This is a genomic window from Kamptonema formosum PCC 6407 (genome assembly GCF_000332155.1).
In the GTDB taxonomy this organism is placed as follows: domain Bacteria; phylum Cyanobacteriota; class Cyanobacteriia; order Cyanobacteriales; family Microcoleaceae; genus Kamptonema; species Kamptonema formosum.
On record NZ_KB235904.1, the window covers coordinates 731,269 to 750,578 of the forward strand.

13 protein-coding genes and 1 rRNA gene are annotated in these 19,310 nt (G+C 40.5%); all 14 read right to left on the reverse strand.

Annotated features, from left to right (window positions below):
- Window positions 1–24: 24 nt before the first annotated feature.
- Window positions 25–1,473, reverse strand: coding sequence for a HAMP domain-containing methyl-accepting chemotaxis protein (locus OSCIL6407_RS0120150; RefSeq protein WP_019487592.1), 1,449 nt, complete (start codon window positions 1,471–1,473; stop codon window positions 25–27).
- Between the two features lie 79 nt (window positions 1,474–1,552).
- Window positions 1,553–3,004, reverse strand: coding sequence for a methyl-accepting chemotaxis protein (locus OSCIL6407_RS0120155; RefSeq protein WP_019487593.1), 1,452 nt, complete (start codon window positions 3,002–3,004; stop codon window positions 1,553–1,555).
- A 128-nt stretch (window positions 3,005–3,132) separates the two neighbouring features.
- Entirely contained in the window at window positions 3,133–5,349 is a 2,217-nt protein-coding gene (locus OSCIL6407_RS0120160) for a protein-arginine deiminase family protein (RefSeq protein WP_007353129.1), read from the reverse strand.
- A gap of 94 nt (window positions 5,350–5,443) precedes the next feature.
- Window positions 5,444–6,316 carry a carboxylating nicotinate-nucleotide diphosphorylase gene (gene nadC / locus OSCIL6407_RS0120165; RefSeq protein ID WP_007353128.1) on the reverse strand — a complete coding sequence of 291 codons (873 nt, stop codon included), beginning with the start codon at window positions 6,314–6,316 and terminating at the stop codon, window positions 5,444–5,446.
- A 139-nt stretch (window positions 6,317–6,455) separates the two neighbouring features.
- Window positions 6,456–6,573: ribosomal RNA gene (rrf, locus tag OSCIL6407_RS0120170) — 5S ribosomal RNA — on the reverse strand.
- Between the two features lie 316 nt (window positions 6,574–6,889).
- A complete protein-coding gene (locus tag OSCIL6407_RS0120175; RefSeq protein ID WP_007353127.1) occupies window positions 6,890–8,683 on the reverse strand; it encodes a mechanosensitive ion channel family protein in 1,794 nt (597 codons plus the stop codon).
- Between the two features lie 167 nt (window positions 8,684–8,850).
- Window positions 8,851–9,198, reverse strand: coding sequence for a slr1659 superfamily regulator (locus OSCIL6407_RS0120180; protein ID WP_007353126.1), 348 nt, complete (start codon window positions 9,196–9,198; stop codon window positions 8,851–8,853).
- A gap of 46 nt (window positions 9,199–9,244) precedes the next feature.
- Window positions 9,245–9,835 carry a DUF6272 family protein gene (locus OSCIL6407_RS0120185; RefSeq protein ID WP_007353125.1) on the reverse strand — a complete coding sequence of 197 codons (591 nt, stop codon included), beginning with the start codon at window positions 9,833–9,835 and terminating at the stop codon, window positions 9,245–9,247.
- An 81-nt stretch (window positions 9,836–9,916) separates the two neighbouring features.
- Window positions 9,917–11,209 (reverse strand): SpoIIE family protein phosphatase, encoded by a 1,293-nt coding sequence (locus tag OSCIL6407_RS38145; protein WP_007353124.1) that lies wholly within the window; start codon window positions 11,207–11,209, stop codon window positions 9,917–9,919.
- 55 nt (window positions 11,210–11,264) lie between these two features.
- Window positions 11,265–12,302 carry a chemotaxis response regulator protein-glutamate methylesterase gene (gene cheB / locus OSCIL6407_RS0120195; RefSeq protein ID WP_019487594.1) on the reverse strand — a complete coding sequence of 346 codons (1,038 nt, stop codon included), beginning with the start codon at window positions 12,300–12,302 and terminating at the stop codon, window positions 11,265–11,267.
- A gap of 187 nt (window positions 12,303–12,489) precedes the next feature.
- Window positions 12,490–15,459 carry a response regulator gene (locus tag OSCIL6407_RS0120200; protein ID WP_007353122.1) on the reverse strand — a complete coding sequence of 990 codons (2,970 nt, stop codon included), beginning with the start codon at window positions 15,457–15,459 and terminating at the stop codon, window positions 12,490–12,492.
- The gene (locus tag OSCIL6407_RS0120205; protein ID WP_019487595.1) at window positions 15,456–16,154 is read right to left on the reverse strand and encodes a chemotaxis protein CheW; all 699 of its coding nucleotides are present in this window, start codon (window positions 16,152–16,154) and stop codon (window positions 15,456–15,458) included. The genes OSCIL6407_RS0120200 and OSCIL6407_RS0120205 overlap by 4 nt, the downstream gene beginning before the upstream one ends.
- A gap of 31 nt (window positions 16,155–16,185) precedes the next feature.
- Window positions 16,186–17,505 carry a methyl-accepting chemotaxis protein gene (locus OSCIL6407_RS0120210; protein ID WP_007353120.1) on the reverse strand — a complete coding sequence of 440 codons (1,320 nt, stop codon included), beginning with the start codon at window positions 17,503–17,505 and terminating at the stop codon, window positions 16,186–16,188.
- A 225-nt stretch (window positions 17,506–17,730) separates the two neighbouring features.
- A complete protein-coding gene (locus tag OSCIL6407_RS0120215) occupies window positions 17,731–19,293 on the reverse strand; it encodes a methyl-accepting chemotaxis protein (protein WP_019487597.1) in 1,563 nt (520 codons plus the stop codon).
- Window positions 19,294–19,310: the final 17 nt, after the last annotated feature.

Consider the following 19,310-nt stretch of genomic DNA (forward strand, 5'->3'; position numbering starts at 1 on the left):
TACTAACATTTAACCAACAGTTAGTTAAACTAGAGCTTTAAGAACTATGGCCGCTTCATTCAGGTTTTGCGTACCGATTTTGACTTGGCGGATACCGCTTGCAGTTTCGGCTGCTGCTGTATTGAGAACTCTCATAGCTTCTACTACTTGCTGAATCGCGATCGCTTGTTGTTGAGCATTGAGCGAGATAGTTTGAACGTTGACAGCAAACTCATCAATTGCTGCCTTGACACCACTAAAAGTCTCTGCTGTATCTTGGGATATTTTAGCTCCCTCTTCAAGTGTTTTCGTGCTATCCCTCGTTACTATTTCTGTTGAATGAATTGCTTTCTGGATATCTTCAACCAGATCGTTAATCTTAGTAGCCGATTTCTGACTTCGATCTGCTAGCTTGCGAATCTCGGCAGCAATAACCGCAAATCCATTACCATGAGTCCCGGCGCGTACAGCCTCGATCGCAGCATTGAGTGCCAGCATATTTGTTTGGTTAGCTAAATCGCTAACTAAACTTGAAATACTGCCAATTCGATCGGTTTGTTCGCTCAGTTGGAAAATCTGCGCTTGCATCACTACCATTTTTTGTTTAAGAGCAACCATTTCTGAGAGCGATCGCGCTACTGTCTGAGTTCCTCCGGAAGCTAAATCTAAGACCTGTTTAGCACCCTCTGCGGCTGCTTCAGCCTGCTGGGCCGCAACTTTTGAGGAAGCCGTTAATTGAGTCATCGTGCTAGTAGTTTGATTCACAGCAGAGGCTTGCTGTGCGGCAATTCGATCCTGTTCTTCGGCAGCAACAGCCATCTCTGTTGAAGTTGCCACAAGGGCATTGAGAGTATGTTTAAATGCAGTCAGAATAGAACGGCTGAAGATAAAGCCAATAGGAGAAGCAATCAATAGTGAAATAACCAATAATATTTTAAAAACAAGCTGGATTTCTGCATAAACTAAATTAGCTTTTTCTCGCTCTTCTTTAGCTACCCGGATCTGCAAATTTATCAACTCTTGAAGCTGGGTAGTTAAAGGGTCAGTATAGTTATATAAAGACCTCTCTAAGGCATCTAATTGAGATGTATTTTGACTTTTTAACACTGGCTCGATCTGAGCTATTTTGCTATTGACTTGAATGAATAAATCCTCGGTCTCAGCAATAATAGCTTCCTCTGCCAAAGTTAAATTAGTATTGTGATAAGCATTCCAACTATCCTGAATGATTATCTGAGCTTTATTAATAGCTTGGAGTGCATCATCACTGGTAATTAAACCCACCTCAGCTTTATTAAAGCTATCGATAATCACGATGGCATAACTGTCTGAAACTTGCTTGATCTGTTGCAAAGGCACAACCCGGTCATCATAGATGGTGGCGATTTGCCGATCTATCCGTTCAAAGGAAGAAATAGAATAAATAGCGATCGCCATCAAAATCATTGCTGGGATTATAAAAAAGCCTAAATAGAGCTTTGTGCTTAATTTCATTATATCAATTAGTAATGCGCTCCAGTTTTAACAAGGAATGGGGTAATTAAAAATGCCAAATGGTAGATATCGCAAGTATCTAGACTACGGCTTTAAGGTCTAGTGCGGCTTCATTTAATTTCTGTGTACCCACTTTAGTTTGACCGATCCCGCTAGCTGTTTGGGCCGCTGCTTGATTAAGAGAATTCATCGCATCAACCACCTGTTCGATGGCAATTACTTGCTGTTTAGCATTCATAGAAATTTGTTGAGAGCTCAAAACCACATTGTTAATTGCATTTGCGACACCTACAAAAGCTTGGGCTGTTTCCTCCGCAATATTTACTCCTGCTTCAACTGTTTTAGTTCCCTGCTCTGTCACCATTACTGTAGAATTAATCGCCATTTGAATATCACCAACCAGAAGATTAATTTTATCCGCTGATTTTTTACTCTGATCGGCTAGTTTGCGAATTTCTGCTGCAACAACTGCAAACCCTTTGCCATGTTCCCCTGCTCGCACTGCTTCAACTGCTGCATTTAGTGCCAGCATATTAGTCTGATTTGCCAGATCGCTTACCAAAGTTGAGATATTACCAATTTGATCGGTTTGTTCTCTCAATTGCATAATCTGTCCTTGCATAGCCGACACTTTAATTTTTAGTGTTGCCATCGCTTCTAAGGTTTTGCCTACAGCTTTTGTTCCGCCTCCAGCCAGGTTTAAAGCTTCCTTTGCTTCATTGGCAGCACTTTCTATCTGCTGTGCAGTTGCTCTTGAAGATGCACCCAATTCATCCATTGTCGTGGTAGTTTGATTAACTGAAGCTGCTTGCTGAGTTGCCATACGTTCCTGTTCCTCCACTGTTGCTGCAATCTCAGTTGAAGAAGTCGCGATCGCATTGATTGCCCGATCAATTGTTTTGACAATACCTGAAGAAATTAACCAAGCAATAAGTACACCAAACAGTACCAAAAAAGCTGAACCTCCTATCAACAAGACGATTAAAAAGTTTAAAGAAGCTTTTGCTTCTGTCATTTCTGCTTTTAGAATAGATTGTTCAGATTCTGTGAATACAATGCTCAATGCCTCAAATTGATTAATAAATTGAGTCCCTTTTCCTTGGTTAAATAAAGTTAAAGCTTCAGTTCTTTTATTCTGCTTTAATAAAGCGATGATTTCATTACTAAAAACTGCATATTCATTAACAAATTCAACCATTTTGTCTAATCGGGTTCTCTGTTCCGGGTTTTTGATTAGTGGCTTTATGCTATTAGCCGCACTACGAGATAAGTCCAATCCTGTTTGATATTGAGTTATAAAATTATTATCTCTGTTGATTATATAGCCGCGAAAGCTCCGCACTGCTTGATCTGAACCTCTATACATATTGTTAGTATTTATAATAATATTCTGCACCCTCTCAACTTCTTTAAAAGCATAAAATACTTGATTTGCTGTTATGTAAGCTAATACAGACAATGCCAGGTAGATAAATCCCGGAATTGCATACCCAAGTAACATTCGATTTCTCATTCTTAATTGATTAAACATCCGCCGTTTTTCCTTGAGTTAAGTAATTTAATCTGTGAGGTGGACTATCATTATACTTCCGCATCGTTGTTTCTACCCTGTAAACATTATCTAGATCGTTAAACCCTTCTGCTTTCTCCCGATCGCGACTAAAACTCCCAAAAAGGCTTGACTTCTCCCTGACGTATCGTATTAGTAGCAGAGTGAGTATTACCTCTGAGTTCGTGATAATACTTGTCTTCCAAAAAGTTAACCGTAATCCCGGAAGGTGCTACTAATTGGCGAAATTTCTCCTGAGTGTAATCTTGGCCGTCAATCATTGGGCCGCGAGGGTTAGAAACTAACAATTGACCGTTTACTGCTACAGAGTTAACCATATTGGGCCACCAAGCATAACCGCTGTAACCGAACATCGCTGGAACTTGGATAATGCGATCGTCGGTGAGTTGAAACTCTTTTTTCAATTTTGACAACAGTGGGTTGATTTTTTCCTGTTGCAAATAGAGATTATGCTGAATTAGCGATTTATTATTCAAAGCAGCACGAACAGTTGTTTGAGTGCTTAAATCGCGATTAACTATTGCATCATTGTAGCCTTTTTTAGCGAGTTCTTCCAACAATTTTACTCCCGCTTCAGGACTGACAACCATTAATAATGGTTGACCCGAATTATTGGGAATAAAACTGATGATTTCATCAGCATTGCGAATTAAAAGCCAAGAAGTATCAATATCAACTGGTGGCCCTTGAACTTGCTGAGCTTTAATAAAATCAACTACCTCTGGATTGAGTGTTGCTGTGCCAGAATTGCCATAATAAACTCGACCCATTGGATATCCAGCCAGGGGCGGTGTTACTTCTAAATTACCATACCCATCTGCCCACTGGTTGAGAGGATCTAGCCCTCGCGATTGACCGATTTCAAAAGTTCCGAAGTCGCGACCTAAGAGTGATTTACTCTGATTGTCACCTCCACGTTTTAGGGCGGAATTGAAGGTGCGAATCCCCGATTTGTCGGGAATTTGAACATAGCCAATTTCTTTAGTTTCTTGCAGCCAAATACTGTCACCCGGAATGATTTTTGTTTTCGTATCTGTGGGTTCTATGGCTTGCTTAATTTGAGCTACAAAGTCCGAATTTTGCACGCCGCGATCGCTGACATGAATTTCCTTAACTGGTGCTGTATTGGGCGACACGATCCAGGGCGATACTCCCATTTGAATTGTGTCCGCAGCCATTTCTTTACCATTTTTAACGGCGGTGGCTTTCAGGGCAATTACGCCACTCCAGTTGCGATCTCGAAACTGTTTAGCTTCTACACCCAAGACCATCTCGCGGTCAAAAACTAGGGGCTCTTTGCCGGAAATATCTACAATTCTCCAGCCGTCATTGGTCTTTTGAAAAATATTAACGTGGCGGAGGGCGGCGGTGTCAGCGGTGAGAAATATTTGAGAACCCACAAATTCTTCTGATAGTTTCAAGGTAATGGGAGCTAAATCTTGTACATCGCGCTCTCCATTTACTTTTCGATCTTGCCAATCGGGAATTCCTTTGCGATCGTCATCATCATGATTAAATAGTATCAGGGCCCCGCTAGAAAAAGACCATTTTTCACGTTTCTGTTCGTCTCGCTGGTCAATTATACCATCTCTGTTTGTATCCCCCAAAAAGGAAAAACCTAGAGGGGGTGTGACGCTAGTTGAGGGGATAGATAGTGGGGTAACAGTGGCGGATTTGCTAACATTTGCTTTTGCCAGTTTTTCTAACCGATCTCTATTTTTAGCTTCCTCAATCGATCGCGCTAATTGCCATTCATAAGTGGCGATCGCAACGTATCCCTGATATTCGATAGTTTTTTCAATTGCTTTATCCGCGAGGAAAGATTCTTGAGGAATTTGGCGCAAAATTTCGATTGCTGCTTGCCACAAATGTTGCGATCGCTCCCAGGTAGCAGCGTTAGGGCTCGGTATGCGTCCAATTTCCACAGCTTGCCTTGCAAGTTTAGCAGCTTGCTGCCAAGTATTATTTGCTTCTTCTTCAATCAGAATGCTAGCTTCAACCGCTTGGAGGTTTCGGCGCGAATTTTCAGACTGTTGGCGCTGGATTTCCTCTCTCCAGGGTTCTGGAAACAGAGTACGATCGCTATTTTGGGTGAGTTTATTTAGGTCAGCTTTGAGCCGATCGCGAATTTTGTAAAGTTCCGGTAGCGATCGCACACTCGGAGTCGTCTCTTGAAGCTGGTAGGTTTGGATCGTGGAGTCGATCGAAGATTGAGCGAGTGTGTGGGGGACAGCAACCCAGACGATACCAACCACGACACCGAAGGCATTGACGAGGGCGATCGCAACGTACCGAATCCAGCGCATTAGTTTATCCTCAGCTACTAAGCTAAATCTTAGCAGGATTACGCACTCATAGCCGTTTTCAGTTAGTTAACAGTTAACTGTTAACAGTTAACTGTTAACTATTAACAAATTTCATGCTTAAATCTAGCCAAGTTGAACGAGTAATAGGAGCACTGGTTGAAATGTAGTCTACTCCAGTTTCAGCTACACTTCTAATTGTTTCTAAGGTAATATTACCAGAGGCTTCAATTTTGATGCGGTTGCTATGCTGACGAACGAGTTCCACTGCTTGACGCATTAAGTCAACAGACATATTATCTAACATAATTATATCTGCTTCATGTTTTAAAGCTGTTTCTACTTCTGCCAGGGTTTCTGTTTCTACTTCTACTGTTAAAGGATAGGGAATAGTTGCTCGAATGCGATCGATCGCTTCTCCAATTCCCCCCGCAGCAGCAATGTGATTGTCTTTAATCATTACTCCATCGTCTAATCCCATCCGGTGATTTCGAGCCCCACCGAGTTGAGTAGCATACTTTTCTAATATTCTCAACCCCGGTGTTGTTTTGCGAGTATCTACCAGTTGTACAGGTAAATCTGCAATGCGATCTACATATTTTCGAGTAAAAGTAGCAATGCCACTGAGACGCATAGCTAAGTTCAATGCTACTCTTTCTCCTGTTAACAAGGCATCAAAATTGCCCGCAATTTCTGCAATAATTTTTCCTTTTTCACACCACTCTCCTTCTGAAACTTGGGGGATAAATTTGACGCTATTATCTAAAAGGTGAAATACTCTGGCGGCGATCGGTAATCCCGCAATGATTCCTGACTCTTTAACTATCCATTTAGCTGTGCTCTGGATGCTTTGGGGGGGAAATAAAGCGGATGTGGTGCGATCGCCTCTACCAATATCCTCTACCAGCCAACTTTGTAACAGCGAATCCAATACAATCCAAGGAGGAAGCGGAGAAAAAGGTTTAATCATTATTGAAGGAAGAAGGAAGAAGAAGGAAGAAGGAAGTTAACAGTTAACAGTTAACAGTTAACAACTAACAACTAACAACTAACCAAAACACTAAAGCTCTTTTCCTTCATTGCTGGAAAAGAGCCTTAGTTTTATATTATCCTGGCACCGAGCTATTTTTCCAGGCAGTTACCCACCAAGTATCTTCGCCGCAGCAGCGTTTAACATCCGAGTTCGGGATGGGATCGGTGTGGTTCCACCGCGCCATTGGCACCAGGAAAGCTTTTTAAACTTTCAATGCTTTTGGGGCTTGAGCTAGATGCGTTACTTACTTCTTTCTGTTTCAGTAGCTTTACATCTTTTTACGCTTCACCTTTAATAAACTACCAAGTTTTCCCCGCTCTGTCAACCCCTTTTTGAAAGGTTTTTTAAAATTGGCTGAAGTTCTCTCCAGTAATAGGTTTTGCTTTTTTAGCTTAGCTGGCCTAGTAAGGAGCGATCGCTGCTGCGGTTCTACAGGCGATTTAACCCGATCTTGCCTTAGCTAACCTACTCAGGAGGGAGCGATCGCGATCGCATCACCAAAGTCCAGCATTACTTATCAAGAGCTTTTCCCGACTTGGCCCCAGATTTATTCCTACCTACCGACAAGTAAAATGCAAAGCCTTGTTTAGCAGTCGTGGAATCGAGTCCAGTCTGTACAAAACTGCTGACAGGACTCTGAGTAATGCTAGCATCGACAGCATTCCCATTCTCCTGTGTCTCACCTATCTCTTTAATACCATTCCAATTCATGTAAGTATTTTGGAGACAGCGGAAGATTTCTTGATAAATTTGGCTTCTAACGCGATCGCCCCTTTTCCCATCTTCCAGTTTAATATCATCCACAAAAAAGCTAATATTTAATTCAAGATACACCGAAGACTCCTCGTGATTCATTCCGATCATCCTGATTTGCGGTTCTTGCCATTTTTTTCTCGGCACTTTCAACTTCTCTTTCAGCCATTTAATTATCTCTATCACATAATCATCCAAACGAGTTTCGTCAGCTTGAGGATTAGAAATTTTTTGAGATAATCGTTGCGCCCTCCGCTTGAGCAAATTAATCTTTCGTTCCCATTCATCTGAAATGAAGAATTGATCCTCATCCAGCAAATTAGGATCTCTGAGCCAAATTCGATACCACTCTCTAATTAGCTCAATCAGTCCCTCTTCATTATATTCTTCAAAATTAACAACAGCACTGCGACCTTCCGTTTCCTCGCTCATTTGAAAACCTATGAGTTCTAAAATTGCTTGGTATTCCTGTTGAACATTTTCTCTTTCATCTTGAGTTAAACCTCCTTTTTCTGCAAATTGCACAGTCACAACTAAAGATTCAAGAGCTTGTTCAATTTCCTCTAATTTTAAATTTACTTCTTGTTCAGCCAGTAACCGCAATTTGCCAATTTCTTGTTGTTCCCATAGATTCACATCACTTTCTTCAGCGTTATAGTAATTATTAATTACCTCCAATTTAGCATCTATGTCCCCTAACGTATCTGGATGAGCTAACACAATTGCTTGCATCAGCTTCTTCGATTCCTCAAAATTACCCTCAGAGGGTATTTCTATTTCGAGAGAGTGATAGTATAAAGAAGTAGGACGGCTTAAATTAGTTAGTTTTTGACCCTGCAAAACACTATTGGGAATATAAACATCACAATGGTTACTAAATATATAAAGCTGAGTTACCCTAATACCAATCCGGCGCAGCATTCCAATTGAGCCATCTTCAAGGAGCAAAATATCACCAAATCTAAAAGGAGTATCTATGAGTAAAACAACCCCACTAAAAAAATTAGATAAAATATCCTGAAGTGCAAAACCGAGAACAAAAGTAGCGCCACCCAAGGCTACCCAAATTCCACTTAAATCAACCCCAAAGGAGCTAAGCAAAAGCACACTGCCAACCAGGTAAATAATCACAGGGACAACGGCTGAGAGGATGGGAAGCAAGACATCATCCCACATCGCTTCAGTTTTTTTAGTGTATTCTTTTAGGTAATAGATAAAAACTTCAATAAATAATTGCACTAACCAATAACTAATAGTGGCAATTGAAATCGGTGTTAGGAGATGTTCTAGTGCAGCAAGAAGATCGGCAGACACGAATGTTCCAACAGTAAACTTTAGACTATAAATAGCGCAGACGATCAGGATGGGATAAGAGGAAACACTTAAGGTAACTAGAGCAATATCCTGCTCAAGCTTACGAAAAATTGGGCGCAGAATATAAAACAAGAATACATATAATACTCCTGTTACCAGAGCATTAATTAGCAAAATAAACAGGAACTTGACCGCTATATTCAGCGTTTCAAATTGATGGAATAGATTTTCTAACATAGAAGTTACTACCTCAAATAAATTACTTTAATTTTTGAACCGGGAACTCAACAATAATTAATATTATTAGCTGGAGCGACTAATAGCCTAAATTCTTCAAATTTGAAATTGATAAATCTATAAAAACTCTCAGAAAAATGGCGAGCGCTCCTAACTATTTTACCTTATTACACTACCAGTTTTAAACCTGGAAGCAATCGCTCTAAGTTTTTCAGTGATTTAGCTTGCCAAGGCATTGTCTTTGAACCTAAAACTATCAATTGAGTTTTCTTTTTCCGCATACCCAGTACAAATTTTGACAGCATACTGATCCCTGAACTATTGAGGAATCCTAATTCTTTTACATTTAATGTTAAGGTTGAGGATGCTAAACTAGCCGCTTCATCAAGCAACTTAACAATTGGAGCATAATCCTTGGGGCCTCCTAGACTGATTTCCCCTTTAAAATAAACTGTTGACGATGCTGGATCGTATTCAACTTTATAGTCCTCACCCTTGACTTCTTGATTGCTCATAAGTTGTCTATTTTTTTCTTCAGCGGTCTAAATTTATTAGTTAATATTATACAACAATTTGAGCCATTGTAGTAACTAGGATAACTTGTGGATCGGTAGATTTTGGCTCGAATTTCCAGCCTAATTTGGCTGAATAATCATTGATGATGGTCAGCAAGCCTAAGCCAGAAGCTTCATCTTGTTCGGATTCGGCTGCTTTTTCAACCTGCCGAATATATAACTCATTAGGATCTGCCGATAGTAATTCTTCAATAAAAGCTTGAAATTGCTCAACTTTTTCATAAGTAATACTGTTTTTAGTAAAAATGATCGGAGTGACTATCTCTATTTCTTTCACAAAATGAATACCAAACTGAACTCGCTCGTGCCTGCTAAATTCGTTAAACTTCATCGCATTTTCTAATAGTTCATTCCCAATATAACTCACAGCAGTTTGTATGGCTTTGATGCGTTCTTCTCCCTGAGCCTCATTTTCATCAATTGGCAAAAGATTCGCGAAATAATTAGCTACAAAATGAGCAGATAAACGATGATTGCGCCATATTTGTTCGCTGAGCAGAGAACTTTGAGTAAAGATCAGTTCCAAAGAATCATGCTGGGGTAAGTTATCAATAAAGCATCCAAAAAATTGGTTCATTTCTACTACCTAATTAAGTAAGATAAAACAGATTTAAGCTTAAACTTTGACAACAAAATGTTCGCCTTCTATCTGGGAATATCATTTCCCAAAAAAGTTGAATTTCTTCTTTGCCTTCACCGTTTCCGTCACTTCCTCTATAGGTTCCTCTTCCTCCAATGCTTCCATCTCCTCATATTGTTCTTGTTGTTTGATCACCACTAAAGTAATGTCATCAAAAACCTTTTGTAAACCAATAAATTCTTTAAGATCGTCAATTATTGCTTGCTTAATTTCTTCGGCAGAGCCATCCCAACTTTTACTAATAACTTCACATAGTTTTTCAAGCCCATATTGTTTTTTCTGGATGTTATATGCTTCCGGGATTCCATCCGTATAAAGCACGATTCCATCGCCCTCTTTTAATTCAATCGTAGTATGATTGATAAACTCAATAATTTCCTCATCTAATCCAATAGGAAAACCTAAATTCATCGTATTAATGCGTTCAACATGACCGCCTTTTCGCACTACAAGAGTTTCCTCATGCTGACCGCTGATGCTGACTCTACCTTTTGTATAAGTAAGAATGACTAATGTTAAATTCTTTTCAGAATTCATCCGAGTCACATTTTTATAAATAGTGCGGTTGAGTGCATCTAAAAATTTAACTGGATCGAGTTCTCGAATTTCTTTAAGAGTGCGGACTGCTGTTTGCGTCATTACCATCAAAATACCACTTTCGAGTCCGTGTCCCGTGACATCACCGATCCCAATAGTAACAACACCGTCTACATAAAGAACGTCATAGTAGTCGCCACCTACTTCATCAGCAGGTTCCATAAACCCTGCAATTTCTAAACCTTCAATCGCGTCTAGTTCGTCCGATGTAGGTAGAATCATCTGTTGCATTTGACGCAACATATCTAGCTCTTTAGCCATCCGAAAGTTTTCCGCTTGGAGGATAGCTTCAGCTTCGTTGCGCTTGAGAAGATTTACATAAGCTTTAGAATGATATCGAATACGGGCGATCAGTTCCGCTTTATCGGGGAGTTTAACTACATAATCATTAGCACCTAATGCAAAAGCTTTAGCTTTGATTAGCGGTTCTTCTTTACTAGAAAGAACAATTAAGGGAACATATCTCGTGGGAGCATTTTTTGCTCGCAAAAAGCGCACTAAAACCAGTCCCTCCATTTCTGGCATAACTAAGTCTTGTAAAATGACAGTAGGCTGACACGCTCTAGCCACTTTTAGGGCTTGAGTAGGGTCGTTACAGTAATGAAATGTGATATCTTTTTCGGGAAGTAACATTCGACGAACCGCTTCGCCGATCATTGGCTGGTCGTCGATGAGCAAGACGGTAATCGGATCTTCTATCATTTCTGCTATCATTGAATTCACTTCCTTTTGAGATATTGACCAGAATATAAAAAGTAAGAAGAAGTAACTAACGGTTCATTGCTAATTGCTTAATTAAAGTAGAAGCGATAGCATCTAGGGGTAAAATTTCCACCACAGCGCCTAATTCTACTGCGGCTTTCGGCATTCCATAAACCACACAACTTGCCTGATTTTGGGCGATGGTATGCCATCCTTTTGCCCGTAATAAATTTAGCCCTTCCGCTCCATCTCGGCCCATTCCTGTTAGTAGCACAGCAGTTCCTTGCCGATGCCAGTAATGAGCAACACTTTTAAAAAATACATCAACTGAAGGGCGATAGGGATAATCAATTGGGTTTTTCGTATAACTTAAGTTGAAATTTGGTTGTAATGAAAGGTGATCGTTTGTCCCGGCAATTAATACCTTTCCTACTTCTAAACGACTACCTTCGGATGCTAACTCCACACTCAGAGGGGTTTGTTCATTCAGCCATTCTACCAAACTAGGAGTAAATTGTGCATCTACGTGCTGGATGATAGCTACTGCTGCACCAAAGTTTGCTGGTAAATGAGAAAGGATCTTTGCGAGAGCATTTGGCCCTCCAGTAGAAGAACCGATCGCAACTAAGGGAGGAATTCGGGATGCTAGAGGTGAAAATATAGATTTAGGACTTTGGATAGGGATTCTAGATTTATAAGCTGGTGCTGATTTACCAATTAGTTTACCAATAGTCACTATTTTAGCAAGCAAAGCTTGAGCTGATTCTGGATTACCGCCAGCTCCTAAAACTGGTGTACTAACGGCATCTAATGCTCCATATCCCATTGCTTCAAATACTTTAGAAGCATTTTTTTCAACGCTAGCTGTTACTACTACAATCGCGCAAGGAGAATTCTTCATAATCTGGCGAGTTGCCTCTACTCCATCCACGATCGGCACGAGCAAATCCATCAGAATTATGTCAGGAGTATCCTGGGCACATTTGCTAACTGCTTCAGCACCATCACGAGCTATCCAAGCCACTTGATATTCTTTGACAGTCATCAAGACGCGCCGTAGCGTTTCTACTGCCATCACCATGTTGTTTACAATTGCAATTCTCATATTATTGGTTAGTTGTTAGTTGTTAGTTGTTAGTTGTTAGTTGTTAGGGTTAGTTGTTAGAATTATCAGACTTACGCTCATCGTACTGCTGCCTCTTCGCAGTGTTATAAATGGTTTTACATAATTGCTAGATTAGTAGTATTAATACCCAACAATCAACAATTAAACACTAACCACCAAGCACTAACTAATGACCAATTAAATCGTAAACGGCGTTTACCAATGTATCGTCCTGAAAACTAGCTTTCGTTAAGTAATAATCTGCTCCAGCTTCTAAGCCACGTATACGGTCTTCTTCACGGTCTTTATAGGAGACAATAATCACTGGAATTGAACTGAATTTAGGATTATTTTTAATCTTGGTGGTAAATTCGATTCCATTCATGCGCGGCATATCAACATCACTAATTACCAAATCGTAGTGATTTGTAGAAACCGCGTGCCAACCTTCCATTCCATCGACCGCAACATCAACATTGTAACCTTTGTTTTGTAACAATTTTCGTTGCATTTCTCGCACCGTAATTGAATCATCCACGACCAGAATACTCTTGGGGCCCTCTACAACAAATTTATCAGAACTGTTAATAACACGGTTCAATTGACTGTTGTTAAGCAAATTATCAACTGAACGCATCAAGTCAGAAGCATCAACAATTAGGATAGGAGAACCGTCTCCCATTAGAGCCGCAGCACTAATATCCTGAACTTTACCGAGCTGGGGATCTAATGGTCTTACCACTAAATCGTGTTCGCCCAAAAATCGATCTACCACCAGTCCGTAATAATCTGATTGTTCGCTGATCACAACCACAGACAAAGTATTAGAAGGAGGCGGAGGTTGCTTCAATTCTAAAACTTGATAAGCAGCTACTAAGCCGATATTCTTATTGTCCATAGTGAAATATTGCCGATTTTCCACTGAGGAAATTTCTTCTTTATTCACATTGACAATTTGCTCAATCCGCGCTAAAGGAAAGGCATATGGTTCGCCGGATATTTCTACTAACAGGGTGCGAACAACTGAGAGAGTCAAAGGCAATTGGAAGTGAAAAGTCGTACCTTTTCCCAAAGTAGAACTTGCTCTGACCGTTCCTCCAACTTCGTGCGCCATGCTTTTAGCAATATCTAAACCCACACCGCGACCAGAAATTTCTGTGACTTGTTTGGCGGTAGAAAATCCTGGTAAAAATAGAAATTCCATCAGTTCACTTTCACTGAGCTGAGCTACTATTTCGGGTGTTGCTAGGTTCTTATTAAGAATTTTTTGGCGCAGCCAATCAAAGTTAATTCCTCTCCCATTGTCAGTGATGGTAATTGATAGCATTCCTCCTCGATGGACTGCTTCTAACCGCACAGTTCCTTCTGCTGGTTTACCTGCGGCTATGCGCTCTTCAGGAAGCTCAAGACCGTGATCTATAGAATTCCTTAAAATGTGGGTGAGGGGCGCTTCTAGTTTTTTGATAATATCACGATCTACTGGTGTAGATTTGCCAATAATTTCAAATTTTACTTGCTTATTGAGCTTCCGAGCTAAATCTCGGATCATGCGGGGAAATCCCTGCACACCATCGGCAAAAGGGCGCATATTAGATTGGATTACCTCCTGATAGAGGCGATCGGAAAGATTGCTAGTGCGACGGGCATATAATTCTAATTCTATCAGGCGATCGTTCAAAATCTGACGGCATTCTCGCTCTTTTGTTCGAGCGGCTTCTAAATAGCTCTCTGTATCTTGATGGTGATTAACTGTTAAATTTTGTTGAAAAACCTCTAAAATTTTTGACAATTCTAGTTGCCGTTTCTTGAGAATAGTTAGGGAATCTGCAAAAGGCTGAAGCCAATTTGCTTCGATTAGAGATTCGCCAGCTAAACCCATGATCCGATTTAAGTTTTCGGCACTTACCCGTACAACGCGATCGCTAGCACTACTATCTGCTGCGGGCAATTTTGCTTGATCTATATAGCCAGATATTGGATTAATAATGGAGTTAGTTTCATCGAACTTATTTTCAGTCTTTGGTTGTGTTTGGATAGTACCGGGAGTGGCAACAACGATTTCTTGTTTTTGTATGCCAATTGTTTGTCCCTGATTTTTCTGCTGTGAAGGTAAGCTTTGAGTCCTTTGAACTGGTGAGTTTCCGGGTGTCAAAAGAGCATAAATTTCCTCTCTGGTAGTTTCAATATCCTGCTGATATTCCTTAACCCAAATTTGCCCTTGCTGACTGATATTTGTCAGCAGATCGACTCCATGCAGTAACACATCAACTCCCTCTGCTTCCAGAGTAATCTTTTGGTTTTGTGCTGCTACAAAACAGTCCTCCATAACATGAGCTAAATTAACAGCAGCATCCAGGGCAACAATACGTGCAGCTCCTTTAACAGAATGGGCTGCCCGCATCAAAGACTCTAAAACTTTAGGAGAGCCTGGTTGACTTTCCAGGGCTAGCAGTCCCTCGCTTAAAACAGCGGCTTGGGCCTCTACTTCCAGCTTAAATAACTCCACCATTGAAGTGTCACCGATGGTTGAGATCTCATCTAGCTCTAGAGCATCTTGACTATATTTAGTAACTGTTACTTGTTCATCTCCGATCTCTTCTGGATTAGAAATGGGGGAAGATTTTATAGCAGCAGGTATATTAGGGGAAACTGTTATCTGTTGGCTCTTACTATCATCTTCTAAACCTACTTCTAAACTTGGGATTTCTGATTTTGTAGGCAAACTTTTAAATTCTACTTTTGGCTGAGAAACTGATTGCACGCTTGATGTAAGTAGAGTGTCAATACTATTTGTAAGTGTATCGATATTTTCTTGATTTTCTAAAATCCAACTCTCTAAAGTTTCTTCCTTGAGGTGGCTAATATTGAAAAGTAAATCAACTCCTTCTAGTAGTACGTCAATTTCAGTATTACCTAGTATAAAGCTTTGCTTTTGGACGCGATCGAGGCAATTTTCTATAATTTGAGCCAGGTTAATAGCAGCATCAATTTCAACAAGCCTAGCGGTTCCTTGGATCGCATTAACAACACGCATCAATGGCTCCAGCTTTTGACCAGACTGCGGTTCAGTTTTCAGAGAGATGAAACCCTGATTTAATATGGCTATTTGGGCTTCCACTTCTTGCTGGAATACATCTAGCATTGTACTCTCGCTCATAATATTCTCCTATTTAAGGTATAAAATAATAAATCAGCATCGAGGTAATTCACCTTATGCCCCTGCCACAGAATTACCCCTTTTGTATAAGCTTCTGATGCTTTTGAAATCACTACGGGTGTATTTTGTAATTCTCCGAGCTGGAAGCGATGAATACCGCAAACTTCGTCAACGATAAAAACCCAGCGATTATCTTTTTTTGCCACAACTATCATCCTTTTAGCAGCAACAGAAGTGGGACGTTCTGAAGAGTTAACGTTAGCTTGCAGGTCAAGAAGATGCTGGAGGGAAACACACATTAGAATTTCACCTCTAATGTTGACCAAACCCATAAAAAGTTCGCTGTTGCGGTGAGGTAAGGTATGAATAACACAGGGATCTGTTACTTCCTGAAGCAACCTTACTGGCAGAGCTAACCATTCACCACCTAGTAGACAGATCGCAACTGATATAGTTTCTCCTGAAGGAACTATAGTCCCGCCAAGTGGTGTTTGATAATGATCTGGATGACTTTTTGCTAGTACCTCTGTCCACTCATTTACATACTCTGGTGGTGCTTCCCTTTCTAATAAACTGCGTCCAGCCGCAGAATAAACGGGGCAGTTCCGACAGTGTATTACTGCTTTGAGTTGCTCGCAGGAACGATCGCCCTCAACTCCTATTTTGTTCCAGCAATCATTACTCATTACTTTCATTTCTACCTAATTTACTGTAGAATCATTATCTCTAACCAACATTAAAACCAGAGACTCGCTGACGTAAGCCGTGTGCCGTTTCATTCAAGTCTGCGATCGCATTGTTAATCTCACGTAGAGATTGAGTAGTTTGCGAAGAAGCTTCGCTTAGCTGCACCATTCCTTCACTGATTTGATTTGCCCCTTCTGACTGTCCTTCCATGCTGGTACTGACCTGTTGAAAGCGAGGAGTTAAGGTTTGTACTTGCCCAATAATCGACTCTAAATTTGTGCCAATATTACGGACATCTTCCACACCTCGCTCTACATCTTTAGTAAACTTATCCATTTCCATTACCCCTGTTGAAACTGAGCTTTGCATCTCTTTTACCGTGTTCTCAATATCTAATGTCGCCACTGCTGTCTGATCGGCTAAGCGGCGAATTTCACGCGCCACCACAGCAAACCCCGTTCCGTACTCCCCAGCTTTTTCCGCTTCAATTGCCGCATTAAGCGAGAGTAAATTAGTTTGATCCGCTACTTTTGTAATAGTAGTAACAATGCTGTTAATATTATTAGCTTTATCACTAATTGTCCCCAGTTTTGAGGAAATCGTATTAGTTGCCTCTGCTAATATCCGCATAGTTTTTTCCATCTGTATTAATTCTTTTTGACTATTCACCGTCCCCTGAGCCGTAGCTTGCGATGTATATTCAACTTCATCCATAGTCTTCACCAGTTGTGAAGATGTTGCAGCAATCTCCTTGATTGTGGCAGCTATCTCATTAGTGGAGGCCGCCTGTTCCGTCATGGTTGCTTCAAGTTCCTTCCCAGAAGCTGCGATTTGGGTGCTAGAGCTAGTAATTTTAATCCCTGCTTGCTGTATCTGTTGAATTAATGCACTCAAGTTTTTCGCTAGGTTAAAGATCATATATGCCACCACTAGGGCTATGGCTGTAATGGCTATAGATGATAAACTTATTAACTTAATCGCTCTTTCTGTTTCCTCACTCATCGATTTCAAAGATTCTTGCTCGATTTGGGTAAATTCTTCATTTATTTTGTCGAATTCTCCTAAATTGTTTTTCGATTCTGCCAGATATGTAGTTACCGCCTCTTGTAGCTTACCTTCATCTCTCAAACGGAAAGTTCTTTTCGATAGTTCTTCAAATTGATTTTCTAGCTCTATCATCTTAGTGAATTTTTCTTTTTGTTGGGCATTGGAATTGTCTGAAATTAGTATTTCTACCTCTTTCCTAGCTTCCAAATACAGATTTTTCTGGTTCTCAAAAGATTGTAAAGCACCCTCAGCATTTCCCACAAGTAGATAGCCGCGAACTTGTCTAGCCATCATGGAAGCTCTCAACATCATTTCCTTTGTCCCTAGAAGGGTATTCCGCCCTATTCTTGTGTGCTTATAAAGTTCAAGTGAGCGAGAAGCATTTACATATACTAGCCCACTCAACAATATGAATAATATTGCGGGAATCGAATAAGTAAAGATGAGGCGTGTTCGGAAGTTCATTTTGTCAAACATGATAATTTGCCTGGGAAGTTTAATGCTATCAAACTCTACATTTGTATTGATTTTTTAAAGTCAACTACTTGCAACTTTAAAACGAGAGACTTCTTGACGCAAGCCTTGTGCCGCCTCATTTAATTGGCTAATAGCACCGTTAATCTCACGCAAGGATTGAGCTGTTTGCGATGAAGCTTCACTGAGCTGCACCATTGCCTCGCTAATTTGCTGCGCCCCCTGTGACTGCCCTTCCATGCTGCCTGTCACCTGTTGAAAGCGAGGAGTTAGGTTTTGCACTTGGTCAATAATTGTATCTAATTTTGTGCCAATATTACGAACATCTTCCACTCCTAGCTCTACTTCTTTGGTAAACTTATCCATTTCCATTACCCCTGTAGAAACAGCACTTTGCATTTCTTTGACCATATTCTCGATATCTAATGTCGCCACTGCCGTTTGGTCAGCTAAACGGCGAATTTCACGCGCCACCACCGCAAACCCAGTTCCGTATTCCCCAGCTTTTTCCGCTTCAATGGCCGCATTTAATGAGAGTAAATTTGTTTGATCCGCTACTTTTGTAATCGTAGTAACGATGCTATTAATGTTATTGGCTTTATCGCTAATTACTCCAAGTTTGTTAGAAATGCTCCCTGTAGCATCTGCCAACTTCCGCATCGTTTTTTCCATCTGCATCAAATCTTTTTGACTCTCACCAGCCGACTGTGCAGTTATATTAGATGTATGTTCAACTTCATCCATTGTTTTTACCAATTGTCCAGAAGTGGTAGCAATTGCTCTGGCTGTAGCGGCTACCTGATTGGTGGAAGCAACTTGTTCGGTGATTGTTGCTTCTAGTTGCTTGCCTGAAGCTGCAATTTGGGTGGCAGAAGAGGTAATTTGAATTCCGGATTGTTGAACTTGGCGGATTAATGAATTCAGGTTTTCAGTCATTTTAACGAAAGCAAGCTGTAATTTTCCAATTTCATCCTTAGTATTATCAAAAACTTCCACTTTCGTGCTCAGATCCCCAGTAGCCACCTTTTCTGCCTGTCCTTGTACCTGAGCAACTCTGCTAATTATTCCCTCTACAATTTGTGAAATTAGAAATCCCACCGTCAAAGCTATAGCTAAAGCTATTATGGGAATGACTATAGATGCAATTTTTAGGGAACTAAGAGCACTTTCTGTGCGCCCAATATGTTTTGCCAATATGTCAAGCTGTTCTTGGCGAAATTCCCGGAGCAATTTGTCGAATTCTCCAAGAATGTTTTTAGATTCTGCCAAATACGAATCTACTGCCTGTTTTTGCTGACCTTGATCTTTCAGAACGAAAGTTCTTTTAGCCAACTCTTGAAACTGATTTTTGATTTCAAGCATTCTTGCAAATCTTTGTTCCTGTTCTCGCTCTCCTATTGTTTTGATGAGCCTTTGGGCACGGTTAGCTGCCTCCTCAAAATTATTTTCTTCTTTATCAAAAGATTGTAAAGCACCCTCAGCATTGCCAACCAGTAGATAACCGCGAACTTGCCTAGCCATCAACGAAACCCTCAAAATCATATCATCGGTTTCAATAATCATATTTTGGGCTGTATTTACACTTTGGAAAGTTTCGGCTGTTTGCCGACTATTAAAAAAAACCATTGTGGCAAATATGATGA

What these genes read in the sequence shown, in the direction of transcription:
- OSCIL6407_RS0120150 (WP_019487592.1), bottom strand. Translation starts at nt 1,473, where the DNA reads ATGAAATTAAGCACAAAGCTCTATTTAGGCTTTTTTATAATCCCAGCA.
- OSCIL6407_RS0120155 (WP_019487593.1), bottom strand. Translation starts at nt 3,004, where the DNA reads ATGTTTAATCAATTAAGAATGAGAAATCGAATGTTACTTGGGTATGCA.
- OSCIL6407_RS0120160 (WP_007353129.1), bottom strand. Translation starts at nt 5,349, where the DNA reads ATGCGCTGGATTCGGTACGTTGCGATCGCCCTCGTCAATGCCTTCGGT.
- nadC (WP_007353128.1), bottom strand. Translation starts at nt 6,316, where the DNA reads ATGATTAAACCTTTTTCTCCGCTTCCTCCTTGGATTGTATTGGATTCG.
- OSCIL6407_RS0120175 (WP_007353127.1), bottom strand. Translation starts at nt 8,683, where the DNA reads ATGTTAGAAAATCTATTCCATCAATTTGAAACGCTGAATATAGCGGTC.
- OSCIL6407_RS0120180 (WP_007353126.1), bottom strand. Translation starts at nt 9,198, where the DNA reads ATGAGCAATCAAGAAGTCAAGGGTGAGGACTATAAAGTTGAATACGAT.
- OSCIL6407_RS0120185 (WP_007353125.1), bottom strand. Translation starts at nt 9,835, where the DNA reads ATGAACCAATTTTTTGGATGCTTTATTGATAACTTACCCCAGCATGAT.
- OSCIL6407_RS38145 (WP_007353124.1), bottom strand. Translation starts at nt 11,209, where the DNA reads ATGATAGCAGAAATGATAGAAGATCCGATTACCGTCTTGCTCATCGAC.
- cheB (WP_019487594.1), bottom strand. Translation starts at nt 12,302, where the DNA reads ATGAGAATTGCAATTGTAAACAACATGGTGATGGCAGTAGAAACGCTA.
- OSCIL6407_RS0120200 (WP_007353122.1), bottom strand. Translation starts at nt 15,459, where the DNA reads ATGAGCGAGAGTACAATGCTAGATGTATTCCAGCAAGAAGTGGAAGCC.
- OSCIL6407_RS0120205 (WP_019487595.1), bottom strand. Translation starts at nt 16,154, where the DNA reads ATGAAAGTAATGAGTAATGATTGCTGGAACAAAATAGGAGTTGAGGGC.
- OSCIL6407_RS0120210 (WP_007353120.1), bottom strand. Translation starts at nt 17,505, where the DNA reads ATGATGTTGAGAGCTTCCATGATGGCTAGACAAGTTCGCGGCTATCTA.
- OSCIL6407_RS0120215 (WP_019487597.1), bottom strand. Translation starts at nt 19,293, where the DNA reads ATGGTTTTTTTTAATAGTCGGCAAACAGCCGAAACTTTCCAAAGTGTA.